The sequence below is a fragment of the Pseudomonas sp. EL_65y_Pfl1_R83 genome, assembly GCF_963970695.1.
Taxonomy (GTDB): domain Bacteria; phylum Pseudomonadota; class Gammaproteobacteria; order Pseudomonadales; family Pseudomonadaceae; genus Aquipseudomonas; species Aquipseudomonas tritici.
The window spans coordinates 149,883-166,648 of record NZ_CAXAQI010000015.1; the positions used below are offsets into that span (position 1 = coordinate 149,883).

12 protein-coding genes and 1 tRNA gene are annotated in these 16,766 nt (G+C 52.7%); all 13 read left to right on the forward strand.

What is annotated here, in order from left to right; all coding sequences use genetic code 11:
• The first annotated feature begins 77 nt into the window (after nucleotides 1–77).
• Nucleotides 78–290 carry a cysteine-rich CWC family protein gene (locus tag AACY08_RS20905; protein WP_339415050.1) on the forward strand — a complete coding sequence of 71 codons (213 nt, stop codon included), beginning with the start codon at nucleotides 78–80 and terminating at the stop codon, nucleotides 288–290.
• Nucleotides 290–982 carry a 16S rRNA pseudouridine(516) synthase gene (locus AACY08_RS20910; RefSeq protein WP_339471244.1) on the forward strand — a complete coding sequence of 231 codons (693 nt, stop codon included), beginning with the start codon at nucleotides 290–292 and terminating at the stop codon, nucleotides 980–982. Before AACY08_RS20905 ends, AACY08_RS20910 begins: the two co-directional genes overlap by 1 nt.
• Before the next feature lie 305 nt (nucleotides 983–1,287).
• On the forward strand, nucleotides 1,288–2,172 hold the full coding sequence (locus tag AACY08_RS20915) for an alpha/beta fold hydrolase (protein WP_339471246.1): 885 nt from the start codon (nucleotides 1,288–1,290) through the stop codon (nucleotides 2,170–2,172).
• Between the two features lie 284 nt (nucleotides 2,173–2,456).
• Nucleotides 2,457–2,530, forward strand: a tRNA-Gly gene (locus AACY08_RS20920).
• 684 nt (nucleotides 2,531–3,214) lie between these two features.
• Entirely contained in the window at nucleotides 3,215–4,594 is a 1,380-nt protein-coding gene (locus AACY08_RS20925; RefSeq protein ID WP_339471247.1) for a tyrosine-type recombinase/integrase, read from the forward strand.
• Entirely contained in the window at nucleotides 4,591–7,944 is a 3,354-nt protein-coding gene (locus AACY08_RS20930; protein ID WP_339471248.1) for a hypothetical protein, read from the forward strand. Before AACY08_RS20925 ends, AACY08_RS20930 begins: the two co-directional genes overlap by 4 nt.
• Nucleotides 7,945–8,487: 543 nt before the next feature.
• Nucleotides 8,488–8,892 (forward strand): hypothetical protein, encoded by a 405-nt coding sequence (locus AACY08_RS20935; RefSeq protein ID WP_339471249.1) that lies wholly within the window; start codon nucleotides 8,488–8,490, stop codon nucleotides 8,890–8,892.
• Between the two features lie 3 nt (nucleotides 8,893–8,895).
• Complete coding sequence (locus tag AACY08_RS20940; protein ID WP_339471250.1) at nucleotides 8,896–10,737, forward strand: hypothetical protein; 1,842 nt, start codon at nucleotides 8,896–8,898, stop codon at nucleotides 10,735–10,737.
• 488 nt (nucleotides 10,738–11,225) lie between these two features.
• Nucleotides 11,226–12,047: a hypothetical protein gene (locus tag AACY08_RS20945; RefSeq protein ID WP_339471251.1), complete on the forward strand. Its 822-nt coding sequence runs from the start codon at nucleotides 11,226–11,228 to the stop codon at nucleotides 12,045–12,047.
• A gap of 97 nt (nucleotides 12,048–12,144) precedes the next feature.
• Nucleotides 12,145–13,998, forward strand: coding sequence for an ATP-dependent nuclease (locus AACY08_RS20950; RefSeq protein ID WP_339471252.1), 1,854 nt, complete (start codon nucleotides 12,145–12,147; stop codon nucleotides 13,996–13,998).
• A 71-nt stretch (nucleotides 13,999–14,069) separates the two neighbouring features.
• Nucleotides 14,070–14,387 (forward strand): hypothetical protein, encoded by a 318-nt coding sequence (locus AACY08_RS20955; RefSeq protein ID WP_339471253.1) that lies wholly within the window; start codon nucleotides 14,070–14,072, stop codon nucleotides 14,385–14,387.
• 144 nt (nucleotides 14,388–14,531) lie between these two features.
• Entirely contained in the window at nucleotides 14,532–16,046 is a 1,515-nt protein-coding gene (gene istA, locus AACY08_RS20960; RefSeq protein ID WP_339471254.1) for an IS21 family transposase, read from the forward strand.
• Nucleotides 16,047–16,066: 20 nt separating this feature from the next.
• On the forward strand, nucleotides 16,067–16,766 hold a 700-nt coding region (istB, locus tag AACY08_RS20965; protein ID WP_339471255.1), incomplete at its 3' end, for an IS21-like element ISPre4 family helper ATPase IstB.

Sequence of the window (16,766 nt, forward strand, 5' to 3'; positions counted from 1 at the left end):
TGCGGAGTCGGCCCTGTATCGTGCAAGGCACACCGGAATTCTCCGGAACCTTGCCTGATCCAAGCCCGAACCTGCCGATGACCACGCCAACCCTCTGCCCTGCCTGCGGCGCCCGCAACGACTGTACCCTGGCTGACCCACGTACGGTCGACCGGGCCTGCTGGTGCTACAGCGTCACCATCGACCCGGCCGTGCTCCAGGCCCTGCCCGATGAATTGCGCAACAAGGCCTGCTTGTGCCCGCGCTGTGCCAGGGTGGATGAGCAATTACGCGGGGCAGAGCCGACGTAATGCGGGTTGATCGTTTCCTCAGTAACCTGCCGCGCTTCAATCGCCAGCAAGTGCGTTTGCTCTTGGTGGAACGACGGGTGTCGGTCGATGGCGTGGCAGTCAACGATCCTCATCATGAGGTGCGCGAATTCAGCCGCGTCTGCGTCGACGATGAAGTGCTGCAGGCGGGTAAACCCGCGCGCTACTTCATGCTGCATAAGCCCCAGGGTTGTGTGAGCGCCACGGCAGACCCGCAACACCCGACCGTCCTGGATTTATTGAATGAGCCCGACAAAGCCGACTTGCACATCGCCGGCCGCCTGGATTTCAACACTACGGGGCTGATGCTGATCACCAACGACGGCCAATGGTCGCGCCGACTGACGCAACCGCAAACCAAGTTGCCCAAGGTCTACCGGGTAGAGACCGAGCAAGACATCAGCCCTGCGTACGCGATTACCTTTGCCAAAGGCCTGTATTTCGCTTTCGAAGACCTGACCACGCAACCCGCAGAGCTGGAACTGCTTGGGCCGAGAACCGCTCGTCTCAGCATAATCGAAGGGCGCTACCACCAGGTGAAGCGCATGTTCGGGCACTTTGATAACAGGGTGATCGGCCTGCATCGCGAGCAAATGGGCCCTTTGGTGCTGGATGCTGCCCTTGCGCCAGGCGAGTATCGGGCGCTGACTGACGACGAAATCCGACAAGTCTGACGACCGTTCGGCCGGTGGTGACAAAAAATCGGCTCATCGCCTTGCGGGGTGGCACCTCTGCTGCTTGAATCAGGATCACCAGTTTAAATATGACTGGCGAGTCGCCTATAACCTCCAAGAAACACATTGCCCCGCCCGCGCTTGATCTACGGGCCTTCCCGGCAAACAGCCCGCCATAACAACACCCGTCCGCCAGCCGTCATCGGATCGACATGGGCCTCCCACTTCAAGGCGTATGCCTACCTGTCACAAAGCTCGTGCAGAGTTACCTGCGCGCCCTACCCGCTTGCCAGGAGTCTTACGACATGAGGCCAGAAATCGCTGTGTTGGATATACAGGGTCAGTATCGGGTTTACACGGAGTTCTATCGCGCGGACGCTGCTGAAAAGACCATCATCCTGGTCAACGGCTCCATGGCCACCACGGCATCCTTCGCTCAAACCGTGAAAAGCCTGTACCCGCAATTCAATGTGGTTTTGTACGACCAGCCCTACGCTGGCCGCTCCAAAATCCATAATCGCCATGAGCAGATGCTGACAAAGGAAGTCGAAGGCCAGATCCTGCTGGAGCTTATCGACCACTTCGCCGCCGAACACGTATTGTCATTTTCCTGGGGCGGCGCCGCCGCGCTGGTTGCCCTCGCCCATCGCCCTCGTCGGGTTGAAAAGGCCGTGATCAGTTCGTTCTCGCCGGTGATCAACGCCCCCATGCGCGACTACCTTGAACGCGGCGTCGACTACCTCGGCAACCTCGACCGCGACCGCGTCGGCCATCTGGTCAACAGCACCATCGGCAAACACCTGCCGTCGCTGTTCAAACGCTTCAACTACAAACACGTCAGCAACCTGGCCGAGCATGAATACGGGCAGATGCACTTTCACATCAGCCACGTGCTGAACAGTGACCGGCTGTGTTACGTCAAAGCGGCCAGGCAAATCGCCGTTCCCGTGTTGTTTGTGAACGGCGAATGGGACGAATACACCAGCGCCCAGGATGCCAAGCTATTTGGTCAGTACGTGGCTAACAGCAGCTTCAGCACCATTCAGGCGACCGGGCATTTTCTGGATATGGAGCACAAGGCGGCGTGCCGCGACAGTCGGGATGCGGTGGTGGACTTTCTGAAACCTGAGCGGCAGGTCAGCCGGTTGCGGTATCACCAAGGCCAGACGCAGCATGCCTTCGCGATCTGAAATCAGACCCACTGTAGGCGCGAGCTTGTATGGGGGCCGGCTTGCCTGCGATAGCATCACCGAAGTGTGACTGACACACACAGGTGCCGGTATCGCGGGCAAGTCAGCAGCTGCGCTTGTAACTCACACATTTTTGAAGAAAAACTTCAAATCCTGGCGAACATCTGGTACAAAGTCAGCCGCTCTGAGCGGGTATAGTTTAATGGTAGAACAGTAGCTTCCCAAGCTTCCGACGAGGGTTCTTATAGGACAGGTCGTTTTGTGAGCATAGGAACGTGCAAAACGCGGGTATAGTTTAGTGGTAAAACGAAAGCTTCCCAAGCTTTAGTTGAGGGTTCGATTCCCTCTACCCGCTCCATAAAATTGCTCCACCCCCCAGTAAATACGTGCTCTCCGCCCCCACCCTCTCTGATCAGCGCTCTCGCTTATCTAGACCCGCCTTCCAATCAAGCAGCTCTTTCTCCGCGTAAATCAGCGACCACCTGCGCTCACATCATTTTGTGAATAAAGAAAACCGGGCATCAAAGTCAAACGGTCATCAACTGTCAGACGCGGTCTGAAGGTCTTAGGCAAGCAGGAAGGCATTCGGTCGCGACTCACATAGAACGTCCGCTACGACAAACCCAAACAGCCTCTGCTGACGCACCGGGAACCCCTAAGCCGGCCTCAACTTTCGCACTGCAGTATGGGCGATGGGTGCCTGGCTGGTCGCGCGAAGGAATCGGACAAGAGACTCAAAGAATGGTGCGGACTTCTCGCCGAGCAACCTGAGAGGTCAATAGGTATCCGCCCGGAACGCTGCGGACAAGGGCAAATCACCCACCATATTCCTGAAAAACATCAATGGATGACTTTTAATCTCTAAATGGAATTACACAACTAAAAATCTAAAGGTGTAAAATCCGGCACGATTTTTTACACCATTTAGAAAAGAGTGTCAATACATGATTAATGTTTTAACCAAGAATTGTCAGTCTTCTCTAGCCCAAAAGACAGATGCTCGACTGCCAACTTGGAGCTACCAGGCCAAAAGGAAAAGCCTGTGAAGCATGTTTACCTCATACAGATGGATACACCTCGCCTCTTCGAGACCGCCACAGGGCGTCCGATTGACCCCTTCAACAGGTATGCGGGATACAAGACGAAAGAAGTGGGCCATGCGTTTGGTGAGTCAGTGCCCTACCAGTATTGCGGCTCGGTGGCGCATTTCTTCGACTACTGCTACGAAACAGGTGTGATGGGAGGCACACCCATGCCGCCCGAGGTTGCCCAAAAGACCATCAACCTGTACTGGGAGTTTTTGACCAAAGGGATTAACAGCACTGACTTCATCGTACGCCGAGCTGCTAAAGCCCTGGGAAAGACGCCAGTAAAATCTGGGAGTGCCCAGACATATTTGGCCGGGGTCAATGACTTCCTTCGCACGAGCCAAATGAAGCTCAATGACTTGGCATCCCTCATGCGGATCCTGACCAAGAGTGACGCATTCTCCAATGTTATGTCCCTGCCTCAAACGCAGGACAGACGGCGTACCAAAGCCGAAATGGACAACATTCACAACAATACGTTGACGTTTGGAAATACCCCCAAGGATGCCCACGCTTACGCCCCAGGTGGCATTCCTGGCGGTAAGGTCAAAGGCTCTCAGGTAAGTCGGAGCTTCCCCACCGAACATGTTCTGACACTACTCAATGACATTGAAGATCCTGAAAGCCGATGCGCCGCTGTCATGATTGCCGGAGGAGGATTGCGCCACTCCGAAGTTTGGGGGATCCGAAGGTCAGACATCGATATTGATGCGAGGACAATCAAAATTGAAGATCCCAACTACCATCGTAACCCTGCGGCGGAGAAAGCAGCGAGAAAGCTGCCATTCAAAGGCAGGACACTTGCGTCCATTGTCATGTTCGAGCCTTTCAAAAATATGTTTTTTGAAGCCCTGGCCGACTATCTTGATATCCGCCCAACAACAGACAGTGACTATCTATTCGTTTCGAGCGAAAAGCATACTTACGGTGAGCCCTTGCTTTTCTTGAGGAATATGAATTCGCTCAACAGAAGTCTGAATAGAGCCTTGAGGAAGGCGCAGGTGGATCTCGGCACTATGTCTCCTGCGACTGGTGCGCCCTATACCTCTCACAGCCTGAGACATTTTTACGGGGTATGGGCAAGAAACTTTGTTTACATCCCCGGTCGTAATCAGATGGGTCTTACTTTATCCGAGATAAAGCTTTTGATGGGCCACAAGGACATCAGGTCAACGGAAAAGTACGCTCGACTTAGCGAAGAGACTGTGATCGCCGAAATCGAGTCAGCAGAACGCATGAAAGCTTTGTGGGGTAGAAATCCTAACATTGACCAGATCAGATCCGCTGTATACGCAGAGCTTGCCTATGACCTTTCGGAGCGAATTGCCGCATGATTAACACCTCCGAAAAAGTAAACTTAGCACCGAATGTAAACATCCAGAAAGAGGTGCGAGAGGCCTTCAAAACACTTTGCAAACAAATGCGAATGGAGTTTGGCCATAAAGTTGACCAAGCCTTGGACAGCTCTAGTCGCCAGGATCGGAGTAGGTTTTCGCTTTTCATTCTTAGAAGCTTAACTGGCTTCAAAAAAATCAACAGAACTCACCTTGATCTAATGTATGACTTGGCACTACTCAAAACAGAAGACAATGCCATCGCGAGTTCGCTTTATGAGAAGATAACCGGATGCCTACCAGTCTTCTTAGAAGACGCTATGGGATTACGGGCATCGTTTCGGGCAATGTTTTTCATCTTGTGGTCGAAAGGCCTAGCGACCTTGCCTCACACATTCCAGCTCCAAGGTGTCTGGTCGAAATTCCCTCTGCTTGAATCATTAAGCAAAGGTTTTATCTATGAGCACTCAGAGGGCTTTCCAGAGACAACCAGAGCTTCAAGAGTTTTCCAATACAGAACTAGCTGGCTAAAGGCTGAGGACGTAAGCTTTGAAGAGCTTTGGGAAGCAGCACCAAGTGTTTGCGACAATAGGGTGCACGACCCAAATGTTTTCCGCTATCTGCCATGGATCCAAACTTTTGCCGCCAGGCACCCTAATATCATATCTCCTGGAGACGCCTATCATTTAGAGAAGTACCACCAGTATCTACAGGCAAAATCCACTTCGTCGTCTACAGCCCACGACTTTAAGATGACAATTGAAGAGTTCAAGGACTATTTCGCAGTTCCGTTCGAGGACGCCTTGGAGATGACTCCAAAGCAGCGCGAGCGCGCCAGACGACACTACCAGTCTAATTGGGCGAGAGAAAATACTGCGCTTAAAAAACGGGTGAGGGATAACGAGATTGCCAAACAGCTCGCCAATAAGTCAGAGCTAAGCATTGAACAGCGCTCAATACTCGCCCCCAAACCTGAACGCGACACAAAAAATTTTTCTTGGTTAAAGAACAATTTTTATCCTGGTAGCGAGCACATAAACATCGAAAACCTCTCGAGGTTTTGGCTAGCAGCGGCAAACTATTACCTTGCATATCTTGAGCGACAAAGTCACTCGACCCGCTACCGCTCCAAAAAAATACAGGCGATCAATTTTCTTTTAGATTATGTATTTTGTTATCTCCCATTGTGGTTTGAAGAGAATCCTCGTTCGATTGTTCGTTTCCCCGAACGACCATCCGAATTTGAAAGAGTGATTTTCTGGAATAACACGATATCCAAAGAGGATCTCGAAGCCAATCTTTTTGGGGTAGGAAAAACGCTCGACGGGATCACCCTCCCTTGTACACTGAGCCAGTATTATGATGCCACATATTCCGCCAAAACAAAGGCAGCATTCGTAGCCAATATCCACGAGTTTTTCGAAGTAATTATTGTTGACAAGGCAGTCATAAAGGCCGGAGTAGAGTTTGCCGTTGAGGCAGGATTTGATAATCCAGTTAGCTTGAAGGTTGATCGCTCTGGAAGCGGCGCACGCGGAAGTACCGACAAGGTGGTTCTTCCTCTTGACTCAACCGTAATCGCTAAAGCATACGTCCAAGCCGTTGATAAAATCGGTCTATCTCTTCAACAGCAGATCCTCACGGGCAGACTCAGAGGCAATCAACTGGATGAAGTCCGACGAGCAGAGTGGATCAACCTACTTGAACTTGGTTTGAGCCACGACATCCAGATTAGCAATCCTGACGACGAAGATGACGCGCTAGTTATCTCACTCACGCGTATCATTAACGTCTACTCCTGGTATCCGGGCCTGTATGGAGCCGCTACTACCGAAGTTTATATGCCCTGGATCAGCGCTACAAGGATGCTCTCCGTTGCCCTACATGGTGGATTGCGCCTTCAAAACTGCCAGTGGCTCGATATCAATACATTTGACAACTTACTTAGCAAGCCTGAGCATCGAATACTCAACTCCTGCATTCTTTATGTAAATACCGACAAAGATGGCCAAGATCGTCCAGTCGTAATCCCTGATGACGTCATGAACGCCTTAATCGCCGAACGACATTTCCAGCGCGAGGTGTTCCAACGCCCCCTCCCTCCGACATACTATGAAAATGACCCTACAGACCCTAAAGAGTACGGAGAAATCTACTCCCTATTCCGCAGCCCTTGGAATAGTCATGGGCTTCCCTTTTCTGACTCCAATTACTCCGAAAAGTGGGCGCTATTACTTTATGGCGTACAGGACGCTTATAACACTCTAGTTCCCTCAGAGCGCCACCACCAATTCGTAACGTATAACAAACATGGGCAAATTAAGTCTGTCCATACTCCACACTCACTTAGAGCTACCTGGATCACACACGCCCGGATCTATGGCCACCTTGACATTCGAGTTGCTCAGCAGCAGGTCGCCCATAAAAACGCTCACACCACAGATTACTACACTGTCCCGAACATCTCCGAGTCGATTAAGGCGATATCAGAATCCAATAAACTGATAATGCGTAGCGCTTGGGCGCAGATGACTCCTGCCGCAAGCAACTCCTATATGACCCCCAATGCTATTAGTGTCGGCTGGAGTACAGACCGAACCAAACTATCCCAAGACCAAAACTTCATAAGCGTAAACTCAGCAGTTATCGAGCATGAAAAGACCGGTATGCAGATTATCGCTACCGACAAAGATCCGGATGTAGGCTTTTACACGAACTGTATTTGCCTTAAAAACGGTAATTGTCCTAAAGGCCTCATCGCCTTCACTGGCCGATCAAGAGTATGTGGATTGTGCCCAATTGCCGTGTTCGGTATCGATCACTTGCCGGCGATAAACTGTTTGATAAGAAAACTGATCGGCGAATCGGAAAGTCTTGTGGGCAAATTAAAAACCCTTAAGGCAAGCAAAGCCAACAGACATGAAATCGAGGCTATCCATCACGAACTGACCGTGGCGAAGCTTGAATTGGCTAGCTACCATTTGGTGAAGCAGACTTTAAAAGATCGCCTCGACAAGGACGCTTCTGAACCACGATTGATTACCAGAATGCGAGACCTTAAAGACTTTCAGTCTCATGAGATTGATATGAATAGTCCTGCACAACGAGTGATAGCTCAGCTGCTTGACAGTCAGGACTACCCTCAATTCGCCTCACATAACTACCCATACATGATTGAAAAAATCGCAAAGAATCCCGACTTACTTAAGATGGCCATTGCTCAAGGCCCTGCCCGGGACAACTATGTTGGGCAAGTCCTTTCGATCATGAGAACTATGAACCTGTCCGTGGCTGACATTGCTGAACGCATCGACTCTAACTCTCTCTCAATCGGTAGCCAGCTCCAATGAAGCGGAAACCAAACTGCGCTGCCTACCAGGCAACCCAGCTTGCCAACACCCTCCGTAGTATCGAGAGCTGTTTAATACTTCTTAAAAAGGGGAAGCCGTTCCCTTCGATTAACCGGCTCACGCTAGAGGTTGGCAGGCAGTTGGACATTGATCCGTCTATCTTTCGAAAGCCTACAAGCGAACATCGAAAGCTACTAAACAAATATATTAAGGATTTAGTTTCAAGAACCACAAAGGAAACCGACGAGCCTTCAGTCGATGCGCTTAAAATTCGGAATATTGAGCTCACACGAAAGGTATCCATTCTAGAAAAAGAGCTAAAAAGCCCGCACAACAAACTAGCATTGGTGGCACCCAAAATCGTAAAGTCCGATCCACGGTTATTCGACCTAGATAGCCTTTGCATGCTTATTGATGACATCTTGAAATGCCAGAGAAACCTACAATTCAAAGACGGCGCTCTATATAACTTAGAAACATTCTCGGAGGAGGATGAGCTAGTTACACCCTACAATAATTGCAAAGTCTACCTGGAGTGGAAAAATGGACGTTAAAACGCTTATCGAAACCATATTGAAAATGCCAGTTGGCAACACAAAGGCTGTAAAGCTCCAGAAGGCCGTAGTTGATATTTTACGCAGCGGCCAGAGCCTGACGCTGCATCATGGCGAAGTCAATCTTTCATCCCTAGCTGTGCTGGTGGGTTGCACGCGCCAATGTTTTTATCCAGGTCGAGGACATGATGATATGCGAGCGATTGTTAGTCTTCTAAACACTCATGCTTCAGTGTTGGCAAACTGCATGTCATCTTCCACACCGCCAAAACTTGGAAAACTCAACGTTTCGCTCCACAAGGTTTTATCAGATAATGAAAAACTCAAGAGGGAACTACTAAAAAGCCAAGCTCGTTGGAAGGATCTTTATAACCAGCGATTGATAGTGGACTAACTAATGTCGACGTATTTGGTAGTTAAAGTGATACACCGCCTTGACGGTACTGTAGTCGTCAAAGGTGTATTACCTTGGAATAAACGGCGCGTGGTTCTCAGGCTTGAACGCGCACCAACGACTGCACTCCTACCAGGCAAAACATACAGCGTGCGCCGTTCTCAAGGAAGGATGGATTTTACGCCCACGTCGACCTCAGCCGCTCATTGGCACCTGCTGGTCAAGCACCACTTCTACTTGCCAGAACTGTACTTACCAAGGCGCGAGCAAGTTAGGCTACTGGCTTTGAGTACCCAGGGTATCTCAGCCGCCCTCTTGGCGTTGGAACAGCAGGATTACAGAGCTCTGTGCATTTACATCTCTGAGCCGTATGCAAGTCAGCTGGCCTATCATTCCAATCGTCAATCTTGCCTCTTCGATGCAGCCACCTTAATGCTTGAATCCGGCTTTTGTCACTATCAGGCGCTTAATATATGCCACCTCCATGGCCCCGAAGGCACTCGTGCACTATTTGAGACGCCCGCCAAAGCGTTTCCATTCCTGGGTATTAGACATTTGCAGGACAATTCCTCGACCGCCAGCCAGCTCGCGAGCACTCCCAGCTATCAGCTAATCGCCAAGATGCTCACTGACGCCAAGCGGGGGGCAACGGTTTTGAATGCCTTAGATCTCCCGGCGTCTCTGAGGTCGGCGCTACCTGAGTGCCTGGACAAGCATCTGGTTGTTGGACACCATGATAGTTTTCAACTCATGGGCCATCACCTGATCCAGAGTTCAATACGCTCCCAACTTCAGAAGCTAACTCATGCCTTTTTTCCCACGTACTCCGACCGCGAGATCGAGTATGCCTACGTCCGGTATTCCAGTTTATACGGAGCCCTCAATGACTCTGACCACGGCCAGCTTGTTGGCGATGCGATTAATTCGCGGTTTTCCATATTTACTTACTCAGGTAACGAATCGGCTGCGTCGTTCTGTGACGAATTTTCATCGATTCTGCAGATTTTAGGGGGATCTGAACCGAGTGTTGTTCATCAGGGGTTGACGGGGCGGTACGCCTCAGAGGCTCAGATGGTTCATTGGGAATCAGTACCTGACGGACGAAGCGAGTATCGAACCTTCGTCGTTTGGGATTTCCAATGGTACAGCGCCGTCGAAGTTTCCCTGCTTCTAGAACACTTCACCCCTCGTGACCGAGTCGTATTTTTGGTCAACCAGGCAACTTCGGTCGACGACAGCTTAAATAGCCAGATCGTCGGTCAACTCCAAGGCTATTTCCCCAATCACCACATTGAGCCATATCGTGGTGCTATCGCGAGCCAGCGTTCAGATCATTCGTCTCTAGAGCAAGCTGTCGCTGAGCTCGTCAGTGATATGAACCTTGTCGCCATCTGTGACAACTATCAGCTCTGTGAGGTGATCAACAAGTTAGTACGCCAGCGTGGAAGACCGGTGGCTTTGGAAACGCAGTGGGACACCTACTCCAAGGGGGATCGGCTGCTGCTCAAACAGGTTCGTCCAAAACGAGTGACTTTTGCCAGGTTAGTTTTGACAGATGACAGTGGCATGATGATCGAAACACAAGGGAGATACTCGCGAATTGATTCAGCGGTAGTGAGGGCGTCTGAATGCTCGCTTGGAGCAGCTATGACTATCGATGATGCGCTGCATGCAGGGATAAGGCGCGCTGTCGTGATTGCCGGCGCCACGAGAACGCAGGGGCTCGGTCAGTCGGTCAGAGAGTACGGTGTGGATCTGGTGGGAGCGTTCGCTCATGACTTGCCAGAAGCTGGCGCCTCAGCAGCGGGCGTCTCGATGCAACGAATCACACCTACTGTTGAGTAGGAAGGTGATCCAACCTTGGCAAGCAAGCGAAACCGACGCATCTAGAACGTTCAAAGCGTTGGTAACTTCATGGTGCCGCTAAGTTAAGCCGGCGACCATTCCGCTTTAAGCTTGCCCCCTCCGAGAAGGGCTGTCGTGAATCAAACCTCTGACAAGCCAGGTTTTTGGCCGTTGGGACTACCACTCTCAAGCATTTTGCCCATCGTGGGCCGGCGTGATCCGCTTGCAAGCCAGAGTTTGCCCCAAGCAGCTCTCAAGCGCATTTCCAGCTAAAGCTCAGGGTGATCGCGTTTCTTAGTGCTATTGCGCAGTGCATTTGCCTGACCTAAGATCAGTCATAGGCGGTGATGGTCGCCTGGCGCCTGTTTCGCGAAGCAATAGCCCATTTTTGACATCCTCCAGTTTTACATCGGCAAGTCCCTAACCAGACGCTGCCCGGTGAACAGGTAATCGGTCACCTAAGCGTCGTGAATCTAGGAGCTTTTGCCATGTCTGATTTTTCCCCGCTAAACATTTTCAAATCTCAAGCCAAGCAATTCGTTCGTGATCAGAGCGTGAAGCTTTCTGTAGCTCAAGAAACGCTCGCCCAGGAAGCTGGCTTTGCTAATTACCATGAGCTTTCTGTCATCACCGAACGAAACCCCATGGATTCGCGCTTGATGCTGGCTGTATTTGGAGTCAAAGACTTCAGTCACGCGATTCATGAAGACGATGTTTACGTCGACTTGGATCAAGAGCTGGAGGATCAACTCTCCGAAGCCATTGCCGATACCAACGCTACCGGCTTCACAATTGATGCCCTTGAGGTGAATGCTGCTGAATACAGCGCCGCAACTGGGGTGCTGAACTTAGGCGTCTCATTGACATATCAGGGACAGCAAGACCAAGAGCGGATGTATCACGGCACAGCGTTCTTCCTTACAGCCACGGTCGAGCTACTGCGACGTGATGGTAGGTGGTTGCTTACGGCAGAAGGCCTATCCATCTCCAGCGGTGAGTCTGATGCTGATCGCGACCGTAGGTCTGAGTGGGAACACGGGGCTCAGGTTGAAGAAGCTGAACGCGGCAACGGCATAACCATGGCCCAAGCCTTGGCGAGCGAATTGGGCATATCTATCGAAGACGCAGAGCTTCTGTCCGATGCGGAAGTCACGACTAATGAATCGGATGAAGGGCTCGTATACAGCTACTGGATCAATCTTGAACCTGTAGCCGAGGGTAAGGTGAGAGCAGACCTGCTTGCGCGATTCGGCTCTCTCGAGTACGAACTGGGCCCGAACTTCTTCGACGATATTGAGAACGAACTCTGATACTGACCAGGTGATGGCCGGTGCAACGCTGGCCATTCAAAACACCCTCTGACGTATTCACCCTCTACAAAACAAGCTGCGGATGTCGGCAAGAACCATGATGCTCGTGGATGACAGTGCGCATCACCACTTTCCAGCTACGCTGAGGCACCATGCCCACCGCAGACAGGGAATTCCGGCCATGCACTCCTTGAGCAAAATACACATCAAGAACTTTCGCTCGTGCAAGCAAGTGTTCTTGCCTCTGGGTGATTTCACCCCACTGGTCGGTCAAAACAACGCGGGGAAATCCACCATCCTCGACGCGATCAGATTGGTGCTAGCACCAAAGGCATTTGCGAAAACAGACGCTAATGACCCCACTCAGCCAATCATCATCAGCGCCTGCGTGTCAGGCATTACAGACGAGCTGATTGCGCAAATCCCTGAAGCCAAACATCAAGCCGCGATTACCCCCTACTGCATCAACGGTGACCTTTGGATAAGGATTTCTGCTTCAGGCTCGACCAAACCGACCACAGAGGTCTGGGAAAATGCTGGTCTTGATGAGCAAGGTCTCCCTACTTCATGGCGCTCATATCCCACGGGCCTGCCTCAAGCCATTTCGGCACTGTTACCTGAAGCGTTGCATATCCGTGCCATGGATGATGTCCAGGAAGACTTAGGCAAAGGCAAAGCTGGCAGCACAATTCGTGGGCTGCTGGATGAAATCATGGCGCCCATCCTCACTGCCCACCAAGAGGTGCAGGATGCCCTCACAGCAGTCAGGAATATACTGGGAGCCGACGGTGAGAACCGATCCCCTCTACTGACTGAGTTCGATAATAGCGCCACCAACGCCCTCTCAAGCTTCTTCCCTGGTTTGTTGTTAAACCTGGACGTGCCATCAATTGACGTTAAGGAGTTTTTCAAGAGCGGTGATCTAAACGTGACCGATGAGATATCCGGTCAAACCAGACGTTTCGACACCTTAGGTAGCGGTGCACAGCGTGCGATACAAATGGCCTTGATACGGCTTCTGGCCGATATCCGTAAAACCCGCGATCAAGACCTTGCGCGTCGTCTTCTGCTGATCGACGAGCCTGAGATTTTCCTCCACCCTCAAGGTGTCAGAGGCCTTAGAGAAGCACTTCATGTGCTTTCAAAATCCGGTTACCAGGTTGTTTTCACAACCCATTCGCCATTGATGGTGAGCAGGGATAACGCGCCCGAAACGGTCATCGTGCGTAGATCGCGGGAGAATGGTTCCGAGGTTCGCATTCCGATGGGAGCGGCGGTTGCGCAGGCTATGGCAGAGGCGCAAGCCCAATCTCGAACCCTTTTTGAGCTTGGAAATATTGCTGAAATTTATTTCGCAGAAAAGGTAATTCTCTGCGAGGGCAAGACGGATCAGAGACTGCTTCCACTCATCTACGAAAAGCTATACGGAGTCCGGCCTGAACTCGAACAGATCTGCTTTGTTGCTCTCGGTAGCTGTACTTCCATTCCCAAGGGCTTTTCTGTACTGACCGCAATGGGTATCAAATGCGGCGTGATCGCTGACTTAGATTTTGCATTCACTCACGCCAGGGGGCCCTGGCTGGCGAAGGAGTGCGAAGAGATGGATAAGGTCAGATCTGTGCTGCAAGTCATCGGCCAAACCGAAGGATTCCAGATCGGTGGTAACGGCATGCCTCAGAACTCCAAAACCGGCTCAGCAGCTGACTGCTGGGCTGCTTTTGCAAGAAATGCTGACGGCCAAGTTCTTGCGAATGCTGCTCATGAAGCAATGAAAGGCTTTGCAACGTGGGTCTGGCCAATGGGGTGCATTGAGGATGCCTTGAAAATTGAGGAGAAGGGAGAGGCAGCCATAATCGCTCAGGAAGACAACATCCGGAGCTGGGAGCCAGAGATGATTGATCAAGAGTTTCCTGTTTTCCGTACCAGCCTAGATTGGATGCGGGCTATCTAACGGCACGGACTCGTCGTAACGCTTCTATTCGGGACGGTTTGAAAAGTGCATAGCCAAACAGGAAGTAGCTCATGTCTAACAGGAAGAAGAAGCTAAATCGTTCCGAAAAAGTTACGTCGACACTGGCAGATCACAAAAGGGTAGGAAAAGCGCTCATACCCCCAATGATGCAGCTCACAGGGATGAGTTTCTCGTCTTGGGCGAACACTCGCCTACCGGATATGCTTTGGGCCTGTCTGGTCATTACCGTAATTCCCCGTGAAGAGGCAATCGAGGTTTTTCGGGACATCGCTTCCATCGGCATTCGATATCGACGTGACGAATCCGAGCAGGAATCAAAGCAGGCGCTGGGTGCGGATTCCACGGCCATCCGGCCACCTATTCCATAAACATCCGGCCACTGATTCCAAGATGATCCGGCCACCCATTCCACGCTCATCCGGCCACCCTTAAGGCAGGCAGCAACGCAGGATTAATTCACTACCATCGACCTCTTTTATCGAAGCAGAGAGGTCGTCGTGGAGCGTTTATCCATGCGTAAAATCCGAGAAGTGCTACGTCTCAAATTCGAGGTCGGCCTATCTGCCCGCCAAGTCGCTGGCAGCTTGCAAGTAGGCCGAGCCAGCGTCGGTGAGTACCTCAATCGCTTTGCTGCCAGCGGCCTGACCTGGCCCTCTGCGCTGACTGACGCCGAGTTACAACGGCATCTTTTTCCGCCGCCGCCCACCGTTCCCAGCGATCAAAGGCCGGTGCCAGACTGGGCTCATGTACATGGGGAGTTACGCCGCCCCGGCGTAACTCTGGCCCTGCTTTGGCAGGAATATCGACTCGCCCATCCGCAAGGCTTCCAATACAGCTGGTTCTGCGAGCACTACCGCCTCTGGGCTGCCAAGGTCGACGTGGTCATGCGCCAGGAACATCGTGCTGGTGAAAAATTGTTTGTCGATTACGCCGGCCAGACCGTACCGGTCATTGATCGGCGAACCGGCGAGATCCGCCAAACGCAGATCTTCGTCGCCGTTCTCGGCGCGTCCAGCTACACCTTTGCCGAGGCCACCTGGTCGCAGAAGCTGCCCGACTGGCTGGGCTCCCACGTGCGCTGCTTCGCTTTTCTCGGCGGCACATCGCAGATCCTGGTGCCCGATAATCTGCGCAGTGGCGTCACCAAGGCGCATCGCTACGAGCCGGACATCAACCCCAGTTACCGCGATCTCGCCGAGCATTACGGCGTAGCCGTACTGCCCGCGCGTTCGCGTAAGCCCAAGGACAAAGCCAAGGTCGAAGTGGGCGTGCAAGTCGTCGAACGCTGGATCCTGGCAGTGCTGCGCAACCGCCAGTTCTTCTCGCTCGGTGAACTGAACACGGCAATTGGCGGGCTGCTCGAACGCCTCAATCAAAAGCCCTTCAAGAAGCTGCCCGGCTCACGCCGCTCGGCCTTCGAGACCATCGACCAACCCGCACTGCAACTGCTACCAGAACATCCGTATGTCTACGCCGAATGGAAAAAGGTGCGGGTGCACATCGACTACCACGTCGAGGTCGACGGCCATTACTACTCGGTGCCGTACCAGCTTGTGAAGCACCAACTCGAAGTGCGGCTAACCGCTAAGACCGTCGAGTGCTTCCACACCAACCAGCGGGTGGCCAGCCATCTGCGCTCGCCGCACAAAGGCCGCCACACCACCCAAACCGAGCACATGCCCAAAAGTCACCGCGAACATGCCGAATGGACGCCGCAGCGACTGATCCACTGGGCAGAGCAGACAGGCCCGAATACGGCCGGCGTCATCGCCTACATCCTCGAACGCCGGATCCATCCGCAGCAAGGCTTCCGCGCCTGCCTGGGCATCCTGCGCCTGAGCAAACAGCACGGCGAAGAGCGGCTGGAAGCCGCTTGCCAGCGAGCGCTGGCACTGGGCGCATGCAGTTACAAAAGCCTCGAATCGATCCTGCGCCAAGGGCTGGAAAAGCTACCGCTGTCCCAGCAAAACCTGCCGCTACTGCCCGACGAACACATCAACCTGCGCGGCCCTAGCTACTACCACTGACCTGAAAAAGGAGCACCAAAATGCTGCCCAACCCGACACTCGACAAGCTGCAAACCCTGCGCCTGCACGGCATGATCAAGGCGCTTGGCGAACAAGACGCAACGCCTGAAATCAACGATCTCAGCTTTGACGAACGCCTCGGTCTGATCGTCGACCGCGAGCTGACTGAACGTGAAAACACGCGTCTGAGCAGCCGCCTGAAACTGGCACGACTGCGCCACAACGCCTGTCTGGAAGACATCGATTACCGAAGTCCACGTGGCCTGGACAAGGCCTTGATCCTGCAACTGGGCAGCGGCCAATGGCTGCGCGACGGCCTAAACCTGATCATCGGCGGCCCAACGGGGGTAGGCAAAACCTGGCTCGCCTGCGCGCTGGCCCACAAGGCCTGCCGGGACGGCTACAGCGTGCGCTACTTGCGGCTGCCGCGCTTGATGGAGGAACTGGGCCTGGCCCACGGCGACGGTCGCTTCGCCAAATTGATGGCCGGCTACGCCAAGACTGACCTGCTGATCCTGGACGACTGGGGCTTGGCACCGTTTACCGCTGCGCAACGGCGCGACATGCTTGAACTGCTGGACGACCGCTACGGCAACCGCTCGACGCTAGTGACCAGCCAGATGCCAGTGGACAAATGGCACGCGCTGATCGGCGATCCGACCTTGGGCGACGCGATCCTCGACCGGCTGGTGCACAACGCTTATCGGATCGAACTGAAGG

Bases quoted from the DNA above. Each gene is read 5' to 3' on its own strand.
- AACY08_RS20950 (WP_339471252.1), top strand. From the start codon at position 12,145: ATGATGCTCGTGGATGACAGTGCGCATCACCACTTTCCAGCTACGCTG.
- AACY08_RS20915 (WP_339471246.1), top strand. From the start codon at position 1,288: ATGAGGCCAGAAATCGCTGTGTTGGATATACAGGGTCAGTATCGGGTT.
- AACY08_RS20955 (WP_339471253.1), top strand. From the start codon at position 14,070: ATGTCTAACAGGAAGAAGAAGCTAAATCGTTCCGAAAAAGTTACGTCG.
- AACY08_RS20940 (WP_339471250.1), top strand. From the start codon at position 8,896: ATGTCGACGTATTTGGTAGTTAAAGTGATACACCGCCTTGACGGTACT.
- istA (WP_339471254.1), top strand. From the start codon at position 14,532: ATGCGTAAAATCCGAGAAGTGCTACGTCTCAAATTCGAGGTCGGCCTA.
- AACY08_RS20945 (WP_339471251.1), top strand. From the start codon at position 11,226: ATGTCTGATTTTTCCCCGCTAAACATTTTCAAATCTCAAGCCAAGCAA.
- AACY08_RS20935 (WP_339471249.1), top strand. From the start codon at position 8,488: ATGGACGTTAAAACGCTTATCGAAACCATATTGAAAATGCCAGTTGGC.
- AACY08_RS20905 (WP_339415050.1), top strand. From the start codon at position 78: ATGACCACGCCAACCCTCTGCCCTGCCTGCGGCGCCCGCAACGACTGT.
- AACY08_RS20930 (WP_339471248.1), top strand. From the start codon at position 4,591: ATGATTAACACCTCCGAAAAAGTAAACTTAGCACCGAATGTAAACATC.
- AACY08_RS20910 (WP_339471244.1), top strand. From the start codon at position 290: ATGCGGGTTGATCGTTTCCTCAGTAACCTGCCGCGCTTCAATCGCCAG.